Origin of the sequence: Bradyrhizobium sp. ISRA436 (assembly GCF_029910015.1) — a bacterium.
Taxonomy (GTDB): domain Bacteria; phylum Pseudomonadota; class Alphaproteobacteria; order Rhizobiales; family Xanthobacteraceae; genus Bradyrhizobium.
On record NZ_CP094519.1, the window covers coordinates 259958 to 280807 of the forward strand.

At 65.2% G+C, this 20850-nt stretch carries 18 protein-coding genes; 7 read left to right on the top strand and 11 right to left on the bottom strand.

What is annotated here, in order from left to right:
- Nucleotides 1–121 precede the first annotated feature (121 nt).
- Nucleotides 122–709 carry a DUF2239 family protein gene (locus MTX23_RS01235; protein WP_280974838.1) on the bottom strand — a complete coding sequence of 196 codons (588 nt, stop codon included), beginning with the start codon at nt 707–709 and terminating at the stop codon, nt 122–124.
- 131 nt (nt 710–840) lie between these two features.
- On the opposite strand from MTX23_RS01235, the gene MTX23_RS01240 reads away from it, so the two are divergent.
- A complete protein-coding gene (locus tag MTX23_RS01240) occupies nt 841–1506 on the top strand; it encodes a glutathione S-transferase (protein WP_280974839.1) in 666 nt (221 codons plus the stop codon).
- 8 nt (nt 1507–1514) lie between these two features.
- On the opposite strand, the gene MTX23_RS01245 is transcribed toward MTX23_RS01240, so the two are convergent.
- Nucleotides 1515–1940 carry a DUF1330 domain-containing protein gene (locus MTX23_RS01245; protein ID WP_280974840.1) on the bottom strand — a complete coding sequence of 142 codons (426 nt, stop codon included), beginning with the start codon at nt 1938–1940 and terminating at the stop codon, nt 1515–1517.
- Nucleotides 1941–2045: 105 nt separating this feature from the next.
- Here MTX23_RS01245 and MTX23_RS01250 point away from each other — a divergent pair, with 105 nt between their 5' ends.
- Entirely contained in the window at nt 2046–2381 is a 336-nt protein-coding gene (locus tag MTX23_RS01250; protein ID WP_280974841.1) for a GIY-YIG nuclease family protein, read from the top strand.
- 54 nt (nt 2382–2435) lie between these two features.
- Here MTX23_RS01250 and MTX23_RS01255 read toward each other — a convergent pair whose 3' ends face one another.
- The 4 genes from MTX23_RS01255 to ggt all read right to left on the bottom strand — a co-directional run bounded on the left by MTX23_RS01255 (nt 2436) and on the right by ggt (nt 8155).
- On the bottom strand, nt 2436–3788 hold the full coding sequence (locus MTX23_RS01255) for a serine hydrolase (RefSeq protein WP_280974842.1): 1353 nt from the start codon (nt 3786–3788) through the stop codon (nt 2436–2438).
- Nucleotides 3789–3915: 127 nt separating this feature from the next.
- The gene (locus MTX23_RS01260; protein ID WP_280974843.1) at nt 3916–4812 is read right to left on the bottom strand and encodes an NAD(P)-dependent oxidoreductase; all 897 of its coding nucleotides are present in this window, start codon (nt 4810–4812) and stop codon (nt 3916–3918) included.
- 115 nt (nt 4813–4927) lie between these two features.
- On the bottom strand, nt 4928–6226 hold the full coding sequence (locus tag MTX23_RS01265; protein ID WP_280974844.1) for an MFS transporter: 1299 nt from the start codon (nt 6224–6226) through the stop codon (nt 4928–4930).
- 183 nt (nt 6227–6409) lie between these two features.
- Nucleotides 6410–8155 (bottom strand): gamma-glutamyltransferase, encoded by a 1746-nt coding sequence (ggt, locus tag MTX23_RS01270; protein ID WP_280974845.1) that lies wholly within the window; start codon nt 8153–8155, stop codon nt 6410–6412.
- Between the two features lie 111 nt (nt 8156–8266).
- Between ggt and MTX23_RS01275 the strand changes: the two genes are divergently transcribed.
- Nucleotides 8267–9658 (top strand): MFS transporter, encoded by a 1392-nt coding sequence (locus MTX23_RS01275; RefSeq protein WP_280990748.1) that lies wholly within the window; start codon nt 8267–8269, stop codon nt 9656–9658.
- A gap of 101 nt (nt 9659–9759) precedes the next feature.
- Here MTX23_RS01275 and purH read toward each other — a convergent pair whose 3' ends face one another.
- The 3 genes from purH to MTX23_RS01290 form a co-directional block, all read right to left on the bottom strand.
- Nucleotides 9760–11352 carry a bifunctional phosphoribosylaminoimidazolecarboxamide formyltransferase/IMP cyclohydrolase gene (gene purH, locus MTX23_RS01280; protein ID WP_280974847.1) on the bottom strand — a complete coding sequence of 531 codons (1593 nt, stop codon included), beginning with the start codon at nt 11350–11352 and terminating at the stop codon, nt 9760–9762.
- A gap of 84 nt (nt 11353–11436) precedes the next feature.
- A complete protein-coding gene (locus MTX23_RS01285; RefSeq protein ID WP_280974848.1) occupies nt 11437–13188 on the bottom strand; it encodes a heparinase II/III family protein in 1752 nt (583 codons plus the stop codon).
- Nucleotides 13189–13306: 118 nt separating this feature from the next.
- Nucleotides 13307–14653, bottom strand: a complete 1347-nt coding sequence (locus MTX23_RS01290; protein ID WP_280974849.1) for an RsmB/NOP family class I SAM-dependent RNA methyltransferase — start codon at nt 14651–14653, stop codon at nt 13307–13309.
- 177 nt (nt 14654–14830) lie between these two features.
- Between MTX23_RS01290 and MTX23_RS01295 the strand changes: the two genes are divergently transcribed.
- Together MTX23_RS01295 and MTX23_RS01300 are read left to right on the top strand one after the other, a co-directional pair.
- Nucleotides 14831–15052 carry a DUF1674 domain-containing protein gene (locus tag MTX23_RS01295; protein ID WP_280978331.1) on the top strand — a complete coding sequence of 74 codons (222 nt, stop codon included), beginning with the start codon at nt 14831–14833 and terminating at the stop codon, nt 15050–15052.
- 41 nt (nt 15053–15093) lie between these two features.
- The gene (locus MTX23_RS01300; RefSeq protein WP_280974850.1) at nt 15094–15693 is read left to right on the top strand and encodes a thermonuclease family protein; all 600 of its coding nucleotides are present in this window, start codon (nt 15094–15096) and stop codon (nt 15691–15693) included.
- A 120-nt stretch (nt 15694–15813) separates the two neighbouring features.
- On the opposite strand, the gene MTX23_RS01305 is transcribed toward MTX23_RS01300, so the two are convergent.
- The gene (locus MTX23_RS01305) at nt 15814–16329 is read right to left on the bottom strand and encodes a L,D-transpeptidase (protein ID WP_280974851.1); all 516 of its coding nucleotides are present in this window, start codon (nt 16327–16329) and stop codon (nt 15814–15816) included.
- 331 nt (nt 16330–16660) lie between these two features.
- Nucleotides 16661–18613, bottom strand: a complete 1953-nt coding sequence (gene acs / locus MTX23_RS01310) for an acetate--CoA ligase (RefSeq protein WP_280974852.1) — start codon at nt 18611–18613, stop codon at nt 16661–16663.
- A 204-nt stretch (nt 18614–18817) separates the two neighbouring features.
- Between acs and MTX23_RS01315 the strand changes: the two genes are divergently transcribed.
- The gene (locus tag MTX23_RS01315; RefSeq protein WP_280974853.1) at nt 18818–19330 is read left to right on the top strand and encodes a DUF2059 domain-containing protein; all 513 of its coding nucleotides are present in this window, start codon (nt 18818–18820) and stop codon (nt 19328–19330) included.
- Nucleotides 19331–19610: 280 nt separating this feature from the next.
- Nucleotides 19611–20801, top strand: a complete 1191-nt coding sequence (locus MTX23_RS01320) for a DNA topoisomerase IB (RefSeq protein WP_280974854.1) — start codon at nt 19611–19613, stop codon at nt 20799–20801.
- The last annotated feature ends 49 nt before the right edge of the window (nt 20802–20850 follow it).

Consider the following 20850-nt stretch of genomic DNA (forward strand, 5'->3'; position numbering starts at 1 on the left):
CGGAGTGGAGTGTCTGAGCAATGCGTTTAATTGAGCGTGTCTGGCGGCACACTCGCTGCACCTCTCCCGCTTGCTTGCGGGAGAGGGAGCGCAGCTCGTTTCGTGGCTGCTCATCCCCGCGCTAGTCCGCTTGATCGCTGTAGGCGAGCCCGATCGCATGGTCGCGGATGTCGGCCGGCCAGTCTGCGATCAATGTCACAAAGCGCCGCCGGTCATGCGCGAACAGGGCGCGGATCGCGTCCTCGTAATGCGGACGGTTGCCGGCCATCGCGGTCATGAAGCGATAGGCGGCGTCCTGGGCGAGCCGCGTGCGGTCCTGGTCGCCGCTCGCGCGCCGCGCTTCGTCGATCAGCTTGCGGATCGCGACCGAGGCGCCGCCTTTTTGCTGCGCCAGCCAGTCCCAATGCCGCGGCAGCAGCGTGATCTCGCGCGCGACGACGCCGAGTTTGGGGCGGCCGGGCCCGCGCGGCGCCACCGGCGCCGGCGGTTCGTCCGCCGCGGGAGCCTCGAGCTTCGGCAGACGCGCCAGCACGTCGTCGACCGAGCCGCGGAAATCGATATCGACCAAGGCGGAGGTGCGGCCGTCGAACACCAGGATCGCCGCGTCCTTGCGCCGGTCGTGCACCTGCTTGGCGGCGCGGGCGACATCGGGGAGGTCGCCGGCCGCGATGCGGTGATCCCCCTCGAAGGCGACATAGGCAGGGTTCATTGCGGACCTCTCCGGTTGCATGAGATATTGCGCAGGTAATTTGAGGCAATCACGACGCGTGCATCTCGACTTTATTGGTCAAGGCTGGCACCAAGCGCCGCTTGCCTGCGCTGCCGACCCGAGGGACACCCATGCTGACGGTTCATCATCTTAACAATTCCCGCTCGCAGCGCGTGCTGTGGCTGCTCGAGGAATTGGGCGTGCCTTACGAAATCGTGCGGTATCAACGCCAGCCCGACATGCGCGCGCCGAAAGAGCTGTTGGCCGTGCATCCGCTCGGCAAGTCGCCTGTCATCACCGACAACGGCAACACGATCGCGGAATCCGGCGCGATCCTCGAATACATCATCGGAACCTACGGCAATGGCCGGCTGATTCCGCCCGCGAATACGCCGGATCGGTTGCGCTACACCTATTGGCTGCACTACGCCGAAGGCTCGGCGATGCCGCCGCTGCTGCTGAAGCTGCTGTTCACGCTGATGCCGAAGCGCGCGCCGGCGCTGCTGCGGCCGCTGGTGCGCAAGGTGTCCAACCAGGCACTCTCCACGCTGGTCAATCCGCAGCTCAGGCACCACATGGCCTATTGGGAAGGCGAGCTTGGCAAGAGCGAATGGTTTGCCGGCAATGAATTTACGGGCGCCGACATCCAGATGAGCTTTCCGCTCGAAGCTGCGGCGGCGCGCGGCGGGCTCGAGGACGGCCATCCGAAATGCGTGGCGTTCCTCGAGCGCATTCATGCGCGCCCGGCCTATGCTCGGGCGCTGGAGAAGGGCGGACCGTACCAGGTCGGCCGATAGCGCCTCACTCATCGCGGCAGCTCGACCAGCGGGAGCAGCCGCGAATCCGACAGCGCCGCCGTGCGATGGCCGATGCCGGCGAGATAGGCCTCCGCCACGGCAAAGGCGAGGAAGGCCCCGCGGCTCTTCTGCCGGATCAGCATCGCGCGGTCCCAGCGCTCGCCCTCGGGTCCGATCAGGAACGGACCGCCTTCGCCCATGAACAGCAGATCGCCGCCGCTCTTCCGCAGGAAGGGAAGGGTGTGTGCGATGTAGCGATCATAGGCCTCCGCGCCCGTGATCGGCTGCGGCGGGGCCAATTCGGGGCTCGCCGAATAGTCGGCAATCTCGCGAAAGCGCAGCAGATTGAGCATCACCAGCTCGCCTGCGATCTCGCGCTGGGCGAAGTCGCGCCCAGCATTCCACGTCGGCTCCAGATGGTAGGCGGTGTCCATGTTCGGTCGTCCTGTCGGTCCTTAACTGAGCCGTGTTTTATCCGGGTGTAATTGCATTGTCTATAATACCCGGATATAAATGGCCGACCGATCCAAGGAGCCGCCATGAAATCCGAGATCCGAAAGCATGCCATCGCCGACTACAAGAAGCGCGCGAGCGTCGCCGGAGTCTTCGCGATCCGCTGTCGCGCTTCCGGCGAGGTCTGGGTCGGGCAGGCGCTCGATCTCGAGAAGATCCAGAACCGCATCTGGTTCACGCTGCGCATGGGCGATCACCGTGATGCCGAACTGCAGCGGGCATGGACGACGCATGGTGAGGCCAGCTTCTCCCTCGAAACGCTGGAGCGCATCGAAGATGAGGAATTGGCCTATGTGCGCGATAAGCTGCTCAAGGAGCGCGTGCAGCGCTGGCGCGTACGGCTGAACGCGTCCGCGATCTAGAACGCTTTGGAGCGAAGTGGATACCGGTTCGCGTGAATGGGCTGTGCAGCCACGCTAATGCTTGATCGCCGACAGAACCTCGGCGATGAGCCGTTCGACACCACCACCGGACCGGCCGGTGGAATCCCCCAGGCGCACGATCACGAGGTTTCGCGACGGAATGATCGCGATACGCTGGTCGAGGAAACCTGCGGCAAAGAAGGCGTCCCGCGGGATGCCGGCCCTGATCCGGTTCGCTGCACCCTTGGCCGTGCTGCGGTTGGTCCAGAACCCGGCGCCGTAGTCGGTATCGAGCGTCGCCGTGGCAGAGAAATCCACCCAGTTCTCGTTGAAGAGACGCACGTTACCGATCTGACCGTTGTTCAGGTAGAGCATGCCGAACCGCGCCCAATCGCGCGCGCTCGCAAGCATGTTGGACGCGCCTTGCAGCGTTCCGGACGCGTCGAATTCCAGCGTCACGTGGCGCATGCCGAGCGGATTGAGCAGTTCGCGCCATGCAAAGGCGAGTGTCTGTTCCGGCCCGCCGACGATATCGCGAATGATTCCTGCCAGGAGTTGGGCTGACCCGCTGGAATAGTGCCATCGCGTCCCCGGCGGCGCGATCAACGGCGCTTTCGCGGCGTAGCCGGTCATGTCCTCGTCCAGGTACATCCGGCTGGCCTCGTCGAAGCCGAGGAACGTTTCGTCCAGCGCCAGTCCGGACGTCATCCGCATCAGATGCTCGACCGTGATCGCACGACGCAGATCATTGGCGCCCTGCCACTGAGCGATCGGCGCCGCCATCGAGGGTTGGATGAGATTTTTGCGCTGGAGAATGCCGATCAACGCATTCACGACCGACTTGCTGAGCGAGAATCCGAGCAGCTGCGTGTCGACGCCAACTCCCGGCGCATAGCGTTCGGCGATGACACGACCGTTGTGGACCACCACCACGGCCTTGGTCCTGCGCGACACCTCCCCTGCGGGCTCCTCGAATGCATGATCGAGCGCACTCACGAGCGCGGCGTTCGACGGCTCGACAACTGTCGGAGGGGCGATGTCCGGCAACAATGCCGGCGACGTCGGAGTGCTCAGTGCGTCGAGGTCGTTCCGGAGCAGGTAGGGAGGCTTTGACCCGAGCCGCAAGGTGCAACCAAAGCCTTGGCGAAATGTGGCCTGCCCGTGCACGACTCCCATGACCGATGTCTCGACGACTTTGGCTGTTCGATCGACCTGGTAACTCATCACGTACCGCCACGGCCGAACGCTCGGGACGTCCGAGATCGCCGCAAAACTGGCATCCGGGTCGATCCCGGAAACGAAGGTCCTGATGCAGACATTGTGCGCGACGAAGTCGGCCATGAAGCGGGCAGCCTTGTCGGCGCGAAAATAGCTCCCCGCAACCACAGCCGTGACCGGCAGCAGCATCGCCAACGCGATCCAGATTCGAGCGCGCACGCGTCACCTCTTGTGAAACTCCACGCTCCCGGAGCGCGGCGAGATAAGGATGCATCATCGCCGTGCTTCAGCTCATCGTCTGAAGCGCGATCATGCCTTAGCGGGATGCCTGTGCGCCGCCGATCGATGGCAGCGGCTGCACCGTGACGCCGGGCGGCGGCACGTCGTCGTCGGGCACAAAGAAATCCGACATCAGCGGCACGGAAGCGTCGACGCGATAGCGCTCGAAGTCGCGCACGCCGTTGGCGTAGAGCACCTTGTCGTCGATGCAGAAATGACCGGTGAACTCGCGCGACGGTCGGGTGACGATCGCGTAAGCCGCATCGCCCATGATCTCCGGCGTGCGGCTCGCGCGCATCATGGCGTCGCCGCCGAGCAAATTGCCGACCGCGGCGGTTGCGATCGTGGTGCGCGGCCACAGTGCGTTGACGGCGATGCCGGCGGATTTCAGCTCGCCCGCCAGCCCGAGCACGCACATGCTCATGCCGTACTTCGCCATCGTGTAGGCGGTGGAATGCTCGAACCATTTCGTCTTCATGTCGAGCGGCGGCGACAGCATCAGGATATGCGGGTTCTCCGCCTTCTTCAGATGCGGGATACAGTATTTCGACACCATGAAGGTGCCGCGCGTATTGATACCCATCATCAGGTCGAACCGCTTCATGTCGGTCGCCTGCGAGGTGGTCAGGCTGATGGCGCTGGCATTGTTGACGCAGATGTCGATACCGCCGAACTCCGCGACGGTCCGCTCGATCGCCGCCACCACCTGCGCCTCATCCCTGATATCGCAGATCACCGGCAGCGCCTTGCCGCCGCCGGCGCGGACCTCGTCGGCGGCGGTGTAGATCGTGCCCGTCAGCTTGGGATGCGGCTCGGCGGTCTTCGCCGCGATCGCAACATTGGCGCCGTCGCGCGCGGCGCGAAGCGCAATCGCAAGCCCGATGCCGCGGCTTGCGCCCGAGATGAACAGCGTCTTGCCTTTGAGGGACGTCATTTGCCGGCTCCTCCACAGTTAGGGGCGCGCATTACTAGTCTAGGGCTCCCTCCGCCCTTGTGGGGGAGGGGACGACGAAGCAAGCGCCGCCGCCATCGCGCAACTACGACAGGCGCTACGCATCCGCATGCAGCACGCGGCCGCGCGTCTCCGGCAGCGCGTAGGCGGCAAGGAAGAAGACGCCATAGGCCGCCACCGCGAAGATCGCGATCGCGTTGGCGAGCGACGTCGTCGTCGACAGTGCACCGACCAGATAGGGGAACAGCGCACCGACACCGCGGCCGAAATTGTAGCAGAAACCCTGGCCGGAGCCGCGCAGCCGCGTCGGGTAGAGCTCGGTCAGGAACGCGCCCATGCCGGAGAAATAGCCGGAGGCGAAGAAGCCGAGCGGAAAGCCGAGTATCCAGAGCACTTCATTGGACAGCGGCAGCTGGGTGTAGAGCAGCACCACCGCGATCGCGCCGAGCGAGAAGATCAGGAACAGGTTGCGCCGGCCGAAACGGTCGGCGAGCCAGGCCCCGACCAGATAACCGATAAACGAGCCGATGATCAGGGTCGCGAGATAACCCGTGGAGCCGACCACCGAGAGCTTGCGCTCGGTGGTGAGGAAGCGCGGCACCCAGAAGGTGACGGCGTAATAGCCGCCCTGCATGCCGGTGCCGACCAGCGAGGCCAGGATCGTAGTCCTCAGGATCGGCCCGTGAAAGATCTCCCACAATGCGGCCGGTCCGCTGCCGGACGCTCGCTGTTGCGCCAATGTCGCGGCGGAGATCTCGGGCTCGGCGACGTAGCGGCGGAGATAGAACACCAGCAGCGCCGGCAGTGCGCCGATCACGAACATCCAACGCCATGCACTCTCCGCAGGCAGGATCGAGAATAGCACCGCCTGCGCCAGCACGGCAAAGCCCCAGCCGATCGCCCATCCGGATTGCACCGAACCGACCGCGCGTCCGCGATATTGCGGCCGGATTGCTTCACCCATCAGCACAGCGCCCGCTGCCCATTCGCCGCCGAAGCCCAGGCCGAGCAGCGCGCGGGCGATCAGGAGCTGATCGAAATTCTGCACGATGGCGCAGACCAGCGAGAAGAAGGAGAACCAGAGGATGGTGAATTGCAGCGTCTTCACCCGCCCGATGCGATCGGAGAGGTAGCCGCCGAGCCAGCCGCCGACGGCCGATGACAACAGCGTCACCGTGCCGGCGAGCCCCGCGGTGCCGGCATCGACCTTCCACAGCGCGATGATGGTGCCGATCACCAGCGGATAGATCATGAAATCCATGCCGTCGAGCGCCCAGCCCGCGCCGCAGGCCCAGAACGTGCGCCGTTCCTGCACGTTCATGTCGCGATAGAAGGCAAGAAGACTGCTGTCCTGGATCTCCGCGACTTCCATCGGTTTGGATTCGGCTGAACTCATGCGCGTTCCCTTGGAAGCAATTGTCGCCGGCGCTTCTGAAATCCGCGGCCGGCTTGCGCGGAGGCGGGCAATTTACCGCGATGCTGGTGGGTGGGCAAAGGCGCATTTGCGCCGTGCGCATCGATGCGCGATGTGCCCGCGATGGCGGACACGCTTGTGCTGTGCCCGCCCTGCGGTTTCGTCTCACTGTGCCGCCGCCTCCGAGCCGCGCGTGCGCGGGTCGGGCGCGCCGAGCAGTCCGTTGGACGTGACCAAGATCGAGTTGGCCGAGGAGTAGCCGAGCGGCTCGACCAGCTTGTGGCCCTTGGCCTTCAGCTCGTCGAGCACCTGCTCGGGAAAGCCGCGCTCGATCCTGACCTCGTCGGGCAGCCATTGATGATGCACGCGCGGCGCCGCAACGGCGGCGGCGATGTCCATCTTGTAATCGATCACGTCGACGATGATCTGCGTCACCGCGGAGATGATGCGGCTGCCGCCCGGCGATCCTGTCACCAGCACCGGCCTGCCGTCCTTCAGCACGATGGTCGGCGACATCGACGACAGCGGGCGCTTGCCGGGGCCGGGCAGGTTGGCCTCGAAGCCGACCAGGCCGAAGGCGTTGGAGGCGCCCGGCGCAGCGGTGAAATCGTCGAGTTCGTTGTTGAGCAGCACGCCGGTCCCCTCGGCGACGAGGCCGACGCCGTAGGGGAAGTTCAGCGTGTAGGTGTTGCTGACGGCGTTGCCGCTGGCATCGACGACGGAATAGTGCGTGGTGTTGTCGCCCTCGTGCGGCGGCTTTGCGTTCCGCACGTCGGTCCAGGGCGTGGCGCGGGCGAGATCGATGGTCGCGCGCTGCTTCGCGGCGTAATCCTTCGAGATCAACAATTGCGTCGGCGCGTCGACGAAGGCGGGATCGCCAAGATAGCGCGCACGATCGGCATAGGCGCGCTTCATCGCCTCGATCATCACATGCAGCGAGGCCGCCGAGCCTTGCTTGATATCCGACATCGGAAAGCCTTCGAGGATGTTCAGGATCTCCAGCAGTACCACGCCGCCCGAGGAAGGCTGCGGCATCGAGACGATGTCATAGCCCCGATAGGTGCCGCGGATCGGCGGGCGGATGACCGGCTGATAGGATTTCAGGTCGTCGAGGCTGATGATGCCGCCGGCGTCACGGATGCCCTTGACGAGCTTCTCGGCGACCACACCTTCATAGAAGCCGCGCGGGCCCTGCTCCGCGATCGCCGTCAGCGTCGCCGTGAGATCGCTCTGGATCAGCCGGTCGCCCTCGTGCAACGGGCTGCCGTCGGCATGCGAGAAAGTCCTGGCCGAATTCGGCCAGCGCGACATACGGCGATACATGTCGGACAGCGTGTCGGATGTATCGTCGGTGACGATGAAGCCGTCGCGCGCCAGGTCGATCGCGGGTTGGATGATCTGCGCCAGCGTGAACTTGCCGGAGCCGTATTTCTCGAGCGCCAGTGCCAGCCCCGCTACGGTGCCGGGCACGCCGATGCCGAGCGCGGAATAGCGCGATTTGTTGGGGTCGGGCTTGCCGTCTGCGTCCAGGAACATGTCGCGCGTTGCGGCCTGCGGCGCGGTCTCGCGGTAGTCGATCGTGACGTCCTGGTTGCGTTCGGCAAGATGGATCACCATGAAGCCGCCGCCGCCGATATTGCCGGCGCGCGGATAGGTCACCGCCATCGCAAAGCCGGTGGCGACCGCGGCATCGACCGCATTGCCACCCCGCCGCAGGAAATCGGCGCCGACCTGCGCGGCGAGTTTCTCCTGCGCCACCACCATGCCGTTTTCGGCGGGAATGCTGCGAATCGCGTCGGCAGCGGGCGGCGCATAGAAGCGGCGCTGCTCCTGGCTGAGCGCCGGCGCAGCGAGACCGATCAACAGGAGAGCGGCAAACAACCGTCGCGATATCGTTGCGGCACGTGTCATCGGAGCCCCCTGCTCTTCGTCGATGTGACATTCGCAAAACAAGCTCATGCTATATGGGGGATGCATCGGCGAGGCAAAACGCCTGTTCGCGACTCTACTTGAGGAATCTTTATGACGATGGCGGCGACGGCACAGACAGGCATGGACGACGTGAGGACCTATCCGGGACGCGCTGCCGTCATCAGCTGGATCTTCTTCGACTGGGCGGCGCAGCCCTATTTCACCCTGATCACGACCTTCGTGTTCGCGCCCTATTTCGCGAGCTTCGTCGCATCAGATCCGGCGAGCGGTCAGGCGATGTGGGGTTTTGCCACGGCAGCCGCCGGGCTCGCGATCGCGCTGCTGTCGCCGGTGCTGGGCGCGATTGCCGATGCCAGCGGCCGCCGCAAGCCGTGGATCGCGGGCTTTGGTGCGCTGCTCGTCATCGGCGCGAGCGCGATGTGGATCGGCAAGCCCGGCAATCCCGACGTCATTCCCGTGCTGCTGCTCGCCTATGCGATCGCGAGCGTCGGCGTCGAGTTCGCGACCGTCTTCAACAATGCGATGATGCCGACGCTGGTACCGCCGAACAGGATCGGGAGGCTCTCGGGTACCGGCTGGGCCACCGGCTATGTTGGCGGCATCCTGAGCCTCGTGCTGGTGCTCGGCTTCCTCGCCGCCAATGCCGAGACCGGCCGCACGCTGTTCGGCTTCACCCCGCTGTTCGGTCTCGATCCCGTCACCCATGAAGGCGATCGCATCACCGGACCGCTGACCGGGCTGTGGTTCATCATCTTCGTCGCGCCGATGTTCCTGTTCACGCCGGATTATCCGGCCAAGCGTCGGTTGCGCGATGCGCTCGGTGAAGGCCTGCGCGAGCTGCGAGAATCATTGGCGAGCCTGCCGAAGCAGAAATCGATGGCGCGGTTCCTGCTCGCGAACATGATCTACACCGACGGGTTGGTGTCGCTGTTTGCCTTCGGCGGCATCTATGCGGCCGGCACCTTCGGCTGGGACACGATCCGGATCGGCACGTTCGGCATCATCCTGGCGATTGCCGGCACGTTCGGCGGGTGGCTCGGCGGCAAGCTCGATGATGCGTTCGGGCCGAAGCGTGTCATCACGGGCAGCCTGCTGATCCTGCTGTTTGCGATCGTCACGATCCTCACCGTGAACAAGGATTCGATCCTGTTCATACCGGTCGCGCCTCCGGTGCCCGGCGGCCCGCTGTTCGCCGGCGCCGCCGAGCGCGCCTATATCGTGCTGGGTTGCCTGATCGGCGCCACCGGCGCGCCGCTGCAGGCGGCATCGCGCTCGCTTTTGATCCGTCTGGCGCCGAAGGATCGCATCGCGCAGTATTTTGGTCTGTTCGCGCTGACCGGGAAGGTGACGTCGTTCATTGGCCCGCTGCTGATCGGCGCGATCACCGCGGCGACCGCGAGTCAGAAGGCCGGCATGGCGGTGCTGGTGGTGTTTTTCCTCGTCGGCTTGGCGCTGCTGGCGAAGGTGCGCGCCGACGCGTAGCAATTCGTAGCCCGGATGGAGCGAAGCGCAATCCGGGAAGATCTCTCCCCGGGCAGGCGGACCCGGATTTCGCTACGCTCCATCCGGGCTACAGGCCGTGATCAGTGCCGGAAGTGCCGCACGCCGGTGAACACCATCGCGATGTCGTGTTCGTCGGCGGCCTTGATCACCTCGTCGTCGCGCATCGAGCCGCCGGGCTGGATCACCGCGGTGGCGCCGGCCTCGATGCAGGCAAGCATGCCGTCGGCGAACGGGAAGAACGCGTCGGAGGCGACCACCGAACCCTTGGTCAAGGGCTCCGCCAGCTTCAGCTCGGCCGCCGCGTCGAGCGCCTTGCGTGCGGCGATGCGCGCGGAATCGACCCGGCTCATCTGGCCGGCGCCGATGCCGACGGTGGCGAGATCCTTGGCGTAGATGATGGTGTTCGACTTCACGTGCTTTGCGACTCGGAAGGCGAATTTCAGATCGCGCAGCTCGGCATCGGTCGGCGCGCGCTTGGTCGCGACCTTGAGGTTCATGTCCTCGACCACGGCATTGTCGCGGCTCTGCACCAGAAGGCCGCCGGCGACCGTCTTGGCGGTGAGGCCAACCGCGCGCGGGTTCGGCAAGCCACCCGCGAGCAGCAGGCGCAAATTGCGCCGGCCCGCGATGATCGAGATCGCTTCCTCGGTCGCATCGGGCGCGATGATCACCTCGGTGAAGATGCCGATGATGGCGCGCGCGGCGTCGGCGTCGAGCGTGCGGTTGACCGCGATGATGCCGCCATAGGCCGAGGTCGAGTCGCAGGCGAGCGCGCGGGCATAGGCGGTGGCGAGGTCGGGACCCTCGGCGACGCCGCACGGGTTGGCGTGCTTGACGATCACGCATGCCGCCGTGCGAATGGGATCGAACTCGCTGACGCATTCATAGGCCGCATCGGTGTCGTTGATGTTGTTGTAGGACAGTTCCTTGCCTTGAAGCTGCCGCGCGGTGGCAACGCCCGGCCGCTTTTCCGGGGTGGCGTAGAACGCCGCGGTCTGGTGCGGATTCTCGCCGTAGCGCAGCGACTGGATCAGCCTGCCGCCGAAGGCGCGGAAGTCCGGCGCCCGGGTGTCGAGCTGCACGGCAAACCAGTTCGAGATCGCGGCATCGTAAGCGGCAGTGCGGGCATAGGCCTTGGCAGCCAGCCGCCTGCGCAGGCCAAGCGAGGTTGCGCCCTTGTGCGCGGCGAGCTCGTCGAGCACCGCAGAATAGTCCTGCGCCTCGACCACCACGGCGACGTCGTCATGGTTCTTCGCCGCGGCGCGGATCATCGCGGGGCCGCCGATGTCGATGTTCTCGATGCACTCCTCGAAGCCGGCGCCTTTGTCGACGGTCGCCTCGAACGGATAGAGATTGACGACCAGCAGATCGATTGGCGCGATGCCGTGCGCCTGCATTGCCGCCGCGTGCTCCTTGTTGTCGCGGATCGCAAGCAGGCCGCCATGCACCTTCGGGTGCAGCGTCTTGACCCGGCCGTCCATCATCTCGGGGAAGCCGGTGAGCTCGGAGACGTCCTTGACCTTCAAACCGGCTGCGGCGATGGCTTTGGCCGTACCGCCGGTCGAGACCAGTTCGACGCCATGTCCGGCAAGCGCCTTGGCGAAGTCGATCAGGTCAGTCTTGTCGGAAACGGACAACAGAGCGCGGGTCACGCGGCGAAGCTGTTCGGTCATGCTGGAAATCCTTGGCTGTTAAGGCAGCCGGGTAGCACGGTTTGGCAGGGCGCGGAACCGGAATGGGCCGGTTTCGTCACAAATTTACAACGGCAGTTCCGGCTCGCGCCGGGCATTGCGCCGGGCGTTGGTGGCCGAGGCAGAGGCCGAGGAGCGCACGAAGCTCCAGCGGACCGTGGAGGCCTGCCGGGCGTCCTGCCGGATCACGATCTGGGAGGTGCGGCGCGGGCCGTCATTGCCGGCCAGGAAGACGCTGTCCTCGAGATCGACCTTGTCGTCGTAGGCCTCGAAGGTCCAGACGTCGCGGTTGGGCAGCACAAGCATGACGCCGCGTGCGTCCGACAGGCGGCTGGCCTTCACCGATGGATGCAGTTGGAAGCGCAGCGCAAAGTCAGCCTCGGCGCCCTTGATGCGGCCGCCCTGCGCCGGCGCTACCGAATCCTCGCCCTCAAGGCGCGTGCCGTCGTGCGCCAATATCAGCACGCGGCGATGGATCACGCCAAAGCGGGAGAGATAACCGTCATGCGAGGTGGTCAGCATGTCGCCTTCGGTGACGGTCTCGCGGTAGTTCTCGACATGGCTGGGGCCGCTGGTGATCGGCGCACCGCGGAGCAAGCGCTTCATCGCCGACAGTTCGACGAACTGGCACGACGAGGTCTCGTGATAGGTCAGCGTCGAATGCGCCGCGGTGGAGCGCGCGAACGGCCGCCAATTCTCGCGCCCGGTGGACGGCATCCCGCAATTGACGACGATGCGGCTCGGACCGGACGAGAGCTCGAACGACAGGCAGCCGGCATGTGCGTCCTGGCTGACGCTGGGCGGCGGTGGCAGGCCGGTGTCGACGATCACGGTCGCCGTGCCGGCGTCGATCCGCTGGAAGCCGGAATGCGGCATGCTCGACATCGGCACGCCACGCGTGTCGTCATAGGCGAGCAGTGTCGCCACGAGATCGGATGGCGCGGTGCTCATGCCGTTGAACAGCGCGAAGCTGCCGTCGCCGTGCCGGAAGAAGCGCAGCATCGGCATCATGCGGTCGATGGCATTGAGTAGCGCCGGCGGCGGCGCGATGTTCCGCGCGGCAAACGTCTGCCGCAGCGGCAGCAGATCGCTGAGCAATTCGACCAGCGCGCCGGGATTGCGCGAGATATGGCCGCCATCGGGCAGGATCTGGCGCTGCAACTCCTCCGACAGCTTGCGTGAGGTCGCCTTGATGTTGCGCGCCTGGTTGGCGAGGCAGAGCGAGGCGTAGCACAGCGCGATCAGCGCCTGCAGCCGCGGAACGCCGTCATTGTCGAGCGCGGAGTAGCGCAAATAGCGGATCTCGCGCGCCAGCCCGCGCAGATATTTGCGGTAAAACTTGCTGTCGCTGTCGCCGAGCACCAGCGGTGCCTGCGACAACAGCGAGATCACACGGCGGGCGCGCACATCCGCGCGGCTCTCCAGCGGCCGCTTGCGCGCCTGGTTGGAGATCCAGTCGTCGACCAGCGAGCGGGCGTTGGCGCGGGTCAGCGCGGTGTCGGCGGCGCGCAGATGGCGCAGCCAGCCGAAGCCGAGCAGGGCGGCTTCCCAATCTTCCGACGGCGGCTCGAGGTCGAAGATCGAGCGTCCATGGCAGGTGACGATCTTGCCGGCGAAGACGAATCGGCCGGCATAGATTTCCGCTGCGCGGGTGGCGTCCGCGGTGCGGAGGTCGTGCGGCGCGATGATCAGCCGGTCGGTGCGGCCGGGCCACAGCCGCGACAGCGCGACGGTTCCACCGCTGGCGCGCGCGACCATGCTGCGGGCGAAGCGGCCAGCAATCAGCGTCGAGATGCGTCTGCTTTGAGCGACCGACACGCCTAACCTTGTGGGGAGGGGATCTTCAACGAATCCTTTATTAATCCGGAAACGCGCTCAAGACACCCTCTTGAAACCGCGCGAATCAGTCGGAGCCTAGAAGACACAAGTTTAGAAATCAGGATTTAACCAGCCTTGCCGCGTAAAATCCATCCAGCCCGCCTAGCCGCGGGTCGGCATGAGGCAAATGGCAGGGCAGGGTGCGCAAATCCCCGTCGGGGGTGATGATTTCGTCGAGGTCCGCGACCTCGCCTTTCTCGACTGGCGCACGCCGCAAGCCTGATTCGCCGGCCAGCAGCGCGGCAATCGCCTGTTCGCCCTCCTCGGGCTCCAGCGAGCAGGTGCAGTAGACCAGCGTACCGCCCGGCTTCAGCAGTCCGACCGCCTTTTGCAGCAACCGCTTCTGCAGCCCCGACAGCGCGGCGATGTCGGCCTCCTGCCGCAGCCAGGCGACGTCGGGGTGGCGGCGAATCGTGCCGGTCGAGGTGCAGGGCGCATCGACCAGGATGCCGTCGAAGCTTTCGGCCTGGGCCGGCCATTCGACCGTGTCGCTCACGACGTTCTCCGCTTGCAGCGAGAGACGCGTGAGGTTGTCGCGCAGCCGCGCCATCCGCGCCGGCGACCGGTCGACCGCGGTGACGCGCGCGCCGGCGAAGGCGAGCTGCGCGGTCTTGCCGCCAGGCGCGGCGCAGAGATCGGCGATCGCCTTGTCCTTGACGTCGCCGAACAGCCGCGCCGGCAGCGCGGCGGCGGCGTCCTGCACCCACCATTGGCCTTCCGCGAAACCCGGCAGCATCGTCACGGAACCCTGCAGCAGCGTGCGTACGGTTCCCGTCGGCAGCGTCTCGCCGTGCAGGCGGCTGGCCCATTGCGGCGCATCCGACTTCACCGTGAGATCGAGCGACGGCTCGTGGCCGAGCGCGAGCGCCATGTCGCGCGCGGTCGATTCGCCATAATGCGCGATCCAGCGCGTCAGCATCCATTGCGGCAGATCGAGCGTCTGCAGCTTGATCTCGTCGATCAAGCCGTGGCCCTCGCGCGCGCAGCGGCGCAGCACGGCGTTGACGAGCCCGGCATATTTCGCCGCGCGCCGGTCCGACTGCACCAGCCGCACCGAGAGATCGACCGCCGCATGATCGGGTACATCCATCCAGAGAATCTGCGCGGCTCCGATCAGGAGCGCGCTTTGCGCGCGCGGCGCATCGGTCGGGATGCCGCGGTCGAGCAGGCGCGACAGCAGATGGCCGAGTGTGCCAAGACGGCGCAGGATGGTCGACACCAGGCGCCGCATCAGCGCACGGTCGCGATCGGCGAGCGATTTCAGGCCCGGATGCGCGCCGGCGCCGTCGAGCTGGTCGTCGAGCGTGCGATGCTTGTGCAGCACGCCGTCGAGAATGTCGGCCGCGATTCGTCGTGCCGCGAGACCGGGTACTTCGGAAGGAACTGCAAATCTTGAAGGAGGCATGAAGCGGAGATATCTCGGAAGGTGCTGAGTTACATTCGGCTCATGCCTATGAACTGGAAAAACACCTCTGGCACGCGAATATGCCAAATGTAAGAATCGCTCCGAGATATCTTGTGATCGTGATGCCGCCGCTGCAGCGACATCAAAATGCGTGACGCGCAGCCGGAAGGTTTTGCCATGTCTGATAAATCTTCAGCGTCGCTGGATCCAACGCCGCGCAAGCCGCTGACGCCGGCCGCGCAACGCGCGCTCGCCGAGGCCGAAGCGCGGCGCAGGTCGGCCGAGGAGGCTGCCGCGCAAAACGCGGCCGCGCGGCCGAAGGAGGTTCAGGGCCCGAAGGGCCCTGAACCGACTCGTTATGGCGACTGGGAAACCAAAGGCATCGCCTCGGACTTCTGAGATCCTTGCCGGACGACCCGACTCAGGCCTAGTCAGGGAATATGTCCCCATACGAGAGAATAAATGCTCATCGTGCGTCGGGACGCCCGCCCTTCGGCCGGTCGCGCTGGGGCCGGCGCTTCTCGGCGGCGCTGCCATGGGTCTTCGTTCTCGGCATCGCCGCCGGCACCATGTTGCCGGTCCGCCGATGGGTGCATGTGCCGCTGCCGCATTGGTCCGACAGCCGCTCCCGAGATACCGATGCGATCTGGACGCGTGCCGGCGCACCGGACGCCCGGCATCCCGCCGACGTCATCAGGACGATCGATGGCGACACCTTCGCGGCGCGGGTGCATGTCTGGCCGGGTCTCGACCTGACCACGCACGTCCGTCTGCGCGGCATCGATGCGCCGGAGCTGAAGGCGTCCTGTCTGCAGGAGCTGCGTATGGCGGAGGCGGCGACTTCAGCGCTGCGTGATCTGCTCAGCCAGGGCGATGTCGTGATCTACAATGTCGGCCCCGACAAATATCAGGGCCGGGTCGTCGCCGACGTCGCGACCAGGAAAACCGAGAACGTTTCGGCGGCGCTGCTCGCAGGCGGTTACGCGCGCGCCTATAATGGCGGGCATCGCAGCGGCTGGTGCGCCAACGCCACGCGTTGAAGCGAGAGATAGTCTTTCTGGAAAGCCGCGGCGCCTCTTTGGGCCGATCATGTCCCGATGCCGCAATAAACAAAAGCCGCGCGGATGCGCGGCTTTTGTTTCGCCAGGCTCCAATCGATGTCAGCGGGTGACGACGACGGTCGTGCCGACCGAGACGCGCTGATAAAGGTCGGTGATGTCGGAGTTGAGCATGCGGATGCAGCCGTAGGACACGAAGCCGCCGACCGAGCGCGGCACATTGGTGCCGTGGATCGCGTATTCGCCGCCGGCGAGCGTCATCGCCGCAACGCCCATCGGATTGCGCGGCGAGCCGCCGGGGATCACGTCCGGGATGCTCGGCTTGTCGTGCTTCACTTCGGCCGGCGGCGACCAGGCCGGGTTGCGATATTTGCCGTCGATCCGGGTGGTGCCAGCCCACTGCTTGCCGGCCTTGCCGACGCCGACCGGGTAACGCATGGCGTGGCCGGAATCGAGGATGAGATAGAGCCGCCGTTCGTTCGTCTTCACCACGATGGTGCCCGGCGAATAATTCTCGGCGTGAATGCCGACCATCTCCGGCCGCGCTTCGGCTGCTGACGACATCAAAACGCCCGCCCCGATGGTGGCGGCCAACGCCACCGCAATCCTCAACGACATCACTTTCTCCACTGCCCAACAGCTCCTCGCGGAGCCTTAAAAAACAAGGAGCAGAGCCCAAGAGCCGGGCCTGCCGGTCTCGTACGCAATGTTAACCGCGTGGCTTAACCGGATGGTTGCCACGCCGGTCGCGAGACACGTCCTGATAGCGGGAAGAAAGGAAATGTTCGGATTAAAGTAAATGACCTGGAAACAACACTTTGCCGCAAATCCGCCGCAGGGGCGCCTTGCCTCTGACAATTACGTGAAAGCCAGACCTAGTCAAATAAAAGGGCCGCGGCGATCATCGCGGCGACCCAGCACTTCTGTCTCGCGTCTTCCCAGAGTCGACCTATGCCGGCGCGCCCTTCTTGTTCTGGCGGTTCTTGACGAGATCGTCGACCACGGCCGGATCGGCCAGCGTCGAGGTATCGCCGAGGCTGGACGGCTCGTCCTCCGCGATCTTGCGCAGGATGCGGCGCATGATCTTGCCCGAGCGCGTCTTCGGCAGGCCGGGCGCGAACTGGATCAGGTCGGGGGAGGCGATCGGGCCGATGTCCTTGCGGACCCAGGCAACCAGTTCCTTGCGCAGCGCCTCGGTCGGTTCCGTGCCCTTCATCAAGGTGACGTAGGCGTAGATGCCCTGGCCCTTGATGTCGTGGGGATAGCCGACGACCGCGGCCTCGGACACGGCCTCATGCGCGACCAGCGAGCTTTCGACCTCAGCGGTGCCCATGCGGTGGCCGGAGACGTTGATGACGTCGTCGACGCGGCCGGTGATCCAGTAGTAGCCGTCGGCATCGCGGCGGCAGCCGTCGCCGGTGAAGTACTTGCCCTTGTAGGTCGAGAAGTAGGTCTGCTCGAAGCGGGCGTGATCGCCATAGACCGTGCGCATCATCCCCGGCCAGGAGCGGATCAGGCAGAGGTTGCCCGACGTCTCGCCCTCCAGCGTCTTGCCGTCGGCATCGACGATCTCCGGCACCACGCCGAAGAACGGCCGCGTCGCCGATCCCGGCTTCAATTTGGTCGCGCCGGGCAGCGGCGTGATCAGGATACCGCCGGTTTCGGTCTGCCACCAGGTGTCGACGATCGGGCAGCGGTCGTCGCCGACCACGCGATAATACCACTCCCAGGCCTCCGGATTGATCGGCTCGCCGACGGTGCCGAGCAGGCGCAGCGAGGCGCGCGAGGTCTTCTTCACCGGTTCGTCGCCGCCCTGCATCAAGGCGCGGATCGCGGTCGGAGCGGTGTAGAAGATGTTGACCTTGTGCTTGTCGACGACGTTCCAGAAGCGGGAGTTGTCGGGGTAGTTCGGCACGCCTTCGAACATCAGCGTGGTGGCGCCGTTGGCGAGCGGCCCGTAGAGGATGTAGCTGTGGCCGGTGACCCAGCCGACGTCGGCGGTGCACCAGTAGATGTCGCCGTCGTGATAGTCGAAGACGTATTGATGCGTCATCGCCGCGAACACGAGATAGCCGGCCGAGGTGTGCAGCACGCCCTTCGGCGTTCCGGTCGAGCCCGAGGTGTAGAGGATGAACAGCGGGTCCTCCGCATTCATCGACTCGCACGGGCATTCCGAGGTGACCATCTTGGCGGCGTCGTGATACCAGAGATCGCGCGAGGGATTCATGTCGACCGCGCCGCCGGTGCGCTTCACGACCACGACCCAGTCGACGCCTCCGGTCTTGGCAATCGCCGCATCGACATTGGCCTTCAGCGGCACCTTCCTGCCGCCGCGCAGGCCTTCATCGGCCGTGATGACCACCTTCGAATCGCAATCCTTGATGCGCTGGGCGAGGCTGTCGGGGGAGAAGCCGCCGAACACCACCGAATGGATCGCGCCGATCCGCGCACAGGCCAGCATCGCGTAGGCCGCTTCCGGAATCATCGGCAGGTAGATCGTGACGCGGTCGCCCTTCTTGACGTTCCGCGTACGCAGGATGTTGGCCATCTTGCAGACTTCGTCGTGAAGCTGGCGATAGGTGATGTGCTTCGACTCGGAGGGGTCGTCGCCTTCCCAGATGATCGCGGTCTGGTCGCCGCGCTTCTCCAGATGACGGTCGATGCAGTTCCAGGCAACGTTCAGCTCGCCGTCCTCGAACCATTTGATCGCGATGTTGCCGGGCACAAAGGAGGAGTTCTCGACCTTGGTGAACGGCTTGATCCAGTCGACCCGCTTGCCGTGCTCGGCCCAGAAGCCGTTGGGGTCCGATACCGACCGCGCATACATCTCGCGATATTTGGCATCATCGATATAAGCGCGCTTGGCCCAGTCAGCCGGCACGTCATAAATCTTCTCGGACATCATTTCCTCCACTCATTGCCGATCGCAAACGAAGCGGTGGCAAGCCGTCTTGATCATTGCCGCAATAATTATGCGTGGCCGCGTTCTGGCCGGGCAAGGAAAAAGGACTGTCACCATTGTCGCGCAGAAGCCGTCAGGCGCGTCCCCTCCGGCTTTTGCATATGCTAAGACGGCTTTACCGTAATCTATCGACGAGAGAAACCTATGCTCCATCGCGTGGCCCGGGTCACTGGTCTCTTGGTCGTAGTGATGTCGCTGGCCGCACCGCTTGCGCGCGCCCAAACGCCAGCGCCGGCGCCTTCACCGGAGGCGCTCGCCGTCGCAAGGGAATTGGTGACAACGATCAACATGATGGATCAGTTCAAGGCGTTGATGCCGGCCATCATGCAGAGCATGAAGCCCGCGATCGTCCAGGGCCGCAGCGACGTCGACCATGACTACGACACCCTGACGCCGATGTTGCTCGCTGGCTTCCAGGCGCGGTTCAACGAACTGTCGGAAGCCGTCGCCATCATCTACGCCAGCAACTTCACGCCGGACGATTTGCGAGGTCTGATCGCCTTCTACAAAACCCGGGTGGGCCAGAAATTCCTGCAGAAGTCGCCCATCGTGACGCAGCAATCGCTGCTGGCCGGCCAGAAGTTCGGCCAGTCCGTGGCTGCGGAGATGCGGCAACGGATCATCGAGGAACTGCGCAAGAAGGGGCACGACCTCTGATCCGATTTCCGGGTCGGTCACCGGCTCGAAATCGTCGTGCCGCGCTGCCGTGACGGCTGGCTCAGGCGGTCAATTTCGCGTGCTGCGGCAGGCTGACATCAACGTTATCGGGCGAATGGCACCTATGAAAGGTAATTAGAAACCGTTTTGGGTGATTCGCGACTCGCAATATGGGCCGGGACCCCCTAAATGGCCTCCCCGGGGCCGGTGGCCCAACCGGACCGAAGCCACAAGAAACGGCATTGCCGGGAGAACAGGAAGAACAGGGCGTCTTGAGCAGATGATGGATCAGCAGAACAGTGCGGCTGTGCGGCCCGTTTCCGCCGATCCTGCTGTCGCCCTGGCCAAGGCGCTGGGCCAGTGGCCACCCAAACCGCAAGCAAAGCTGTCATTGCGGGCAAAGCTGCCCTCGCCGAAGGTCAAGTTCGACACGCCCGCCGCCATCAAGACCACGGTGGAAGAACTCGCGCGCGACCTCGGCTTAAGGCTTGGCGACCAGAACGAGTTGACCATCCGCCGCATCAAGCGCGGAAACGGCTATTCATTCATTCGTGCCAACGGCACCCGGATCCGCGACGCCCGCACCATCCGGCGACTGCACGCGATGGCGGTGCCGCCGGCCTATCGCCAGGTACGTTATTCCAGCGATCCCAGTTCGCACCTGCAGGCAGTCGGCCGCGATGCCGCCGGCCGGCTGCAATACCGCTACCACGCCGACTGGGAAAAGGTCCGCGAGCAGCGCAAGGCGCATCGCCTGGCCAAGCTGGTCGCGGCGTTGCCGAAGATCCGGCGCAAGGTCTCGACGTTCCTGTCCGGCGACGAGCCGACGCGCGAATTCGCGCTGTCGGCGGTGATCGAGTTGATCGCGCGCACCGCGATCCGGCCCGGCAATGAATCCTATGCCCGCCTCAACGGCACCCGCGGCGCCACCACCCTGCTGAAGTCCAACGTCACGCTGGAGGACGATTCCCTGGTGCTGACCTTCAAGGCCAAGGGCGGCAAGGCCGTGCGCAAGGAGTGCGATGCGGCCAAGCTCGTACGCGCGGTCGGCATTTTACGCACGGTGCCAGGCAAGCGCATGTTCCAGTATTACGATCGGTCGGGCGTCGTGCGCGCGGCGTCGACCACGGCGGTGAACGCGTTCCTGCGCGAGATCGCCGGCATCAAGATTTCGCTGAAGGATTTCCGCACGTTGATGGCGTCTGCGGTCGTCGTGGAATCGCTGTCGCGGATCACGCCGGCCACCAGCCAGCGCGGCCGCAAGCGCCAGGTGCTGGAAGCGATCCGCGCAGCGGCCGATCAGCTCTCCAATACGCCGGCGATCTGCCGCAGGAGCTACGTCCACGACACCATCGTCACCGCCTTCGAGGATGGCATCCTCGAGCGCTTCGCCGCGACGATGAAAGGCTACCGCACCCAGTCCAAGCGCGAGCAATTGCTGGCGCAGGTGGTGATGGCGGCGGGGGCGTAACAACGTCTCATCATGCGCGGGCTTTGACCCGCGCATCCATCAAGAGTGA

Excerpts from the sequence above, each read along its gene's own strand:
- ggt (WP_280974845.1), bottom strand. The coding sequence starts at position 8,155 with ATGACACGTGCCGCAACGATATCGCGACGGTTGTTTGCCGCTCTCCTG.
- MTX23_RS01305 (WP_280974851.1), bottom strand. The coding sequence starts at position 16,329 with ATGTCGTTGAGGATTGCGGTGGCGTTGGCCGCCACCATCGGGGCGGGC.
- MTX23_RS01250 (WP_280974841.1), top strand. The coding sequence starts at position 2,046 with ATGAAATCCGAGATCCGAAAGCATGCCATCGCCGACTACAAGAAGCGC.
- MTX23_RS01240 (WP_280974839.1), top strand. The coding sequence starts at position 841 with ATGCTGACGGTTCATCATCTTAACAATTCCCGCTCGCAGCGCGTGCTG.
- MTX23_RS01275 (WP_280990748.1), top strand. The coding sequence starts at position 8,267 with ATGACGATGGCGGCGACGGCACAGACAGGCATGGACGACGTGAGGACC.
- MTX23_RS01315 (WP_280974853.1), top strand. The coding sequence starts at position 18,818 with ATGCTCCATCGCGTGGCCCGGGTCACTGGTCTCTTGGTCGTAGTGATG.
- MTX23_RS01245 (WP_280974840.1), bottom strand. The coding sequence starts at position 1,940 with ATGGACACCGCCTACCATCTGGAGCCGACGTGGAATGCTGGGCGCGAC.
- MTX23_RS01260 (WP_280974843.1), bottom strand. The coding sequence starts at position 4,812 with ATGACGTCCCTCAAAGGCAAGACGCTGTTCATCTCGGGCGCAAGCCGC.
- MTX23_RS01300 (WP_280974850.1), top strand. The coding sequence starts at position 15,094 with ATGTCCCCATACGAGAGAATAAATGCTCATCGTGCGTCGGGACGCCCG.
- acs (WP_280974852.1), bottom strand. The coding sequence starts at position 18,613 with ATGTCCGAGAAGATTTATGACGTGCCGGCTGACTGGGCCAAGCGCGCT.
- purH (WP_280974847.1), bottom strand. The coding sequence starts at position 11,352 with ATGACCGAACAGCTTCGCCGCGTGACCCGCGCTCTGTTGTCCGTTTCC.
- MTX23_RS01295 (WP_280978331.1), top strand. The coding sequence starts at position 14,831 with ATGTCTGATAAATCTTCAGCGTCGCTGGATCCAACGCCGCGCAAGCCG.
- MTX23_RS01255 (WP_280974842.1), bottom strand. The coding sequence starts at position 3,788 with ATGCTGCTGCCGGTCACGGCTGTGGTTGCGGGGAGCTATTTTCGCGCC.
- MTX23_RS01320 (WP_280974854.1), top strand. The coding sequence starts at position 19,611 with ATGATGGATCAGCAGAACAGTGCGGCTGTGCGGCCCGTTTCCGCCGAT.
- MTX23_RS01290 (WP_280974849.1), bottom strand. The coding sequence starts at position 14,653 with ATGCCTCCTTCAAGATTTGCAGTTCCTTCCGAAGTACCCGGTCTCGCG.
- MTX23_RS01235 (WP_280974838.1), bottom strand. The coding sequence starts at position 709 with ATGAACCCTGCCTATGTCGCCTTCGAGGGGGATCACCGCATCGCGGCC.
- MTX23_RS01265 (WP_280974844.1), bottom strand. The coding sequence starts at position 6,226 with ATGAGTTCAGCCGAATCCAAACCGATGGAAGTCGCGGAGATCCAGGAC.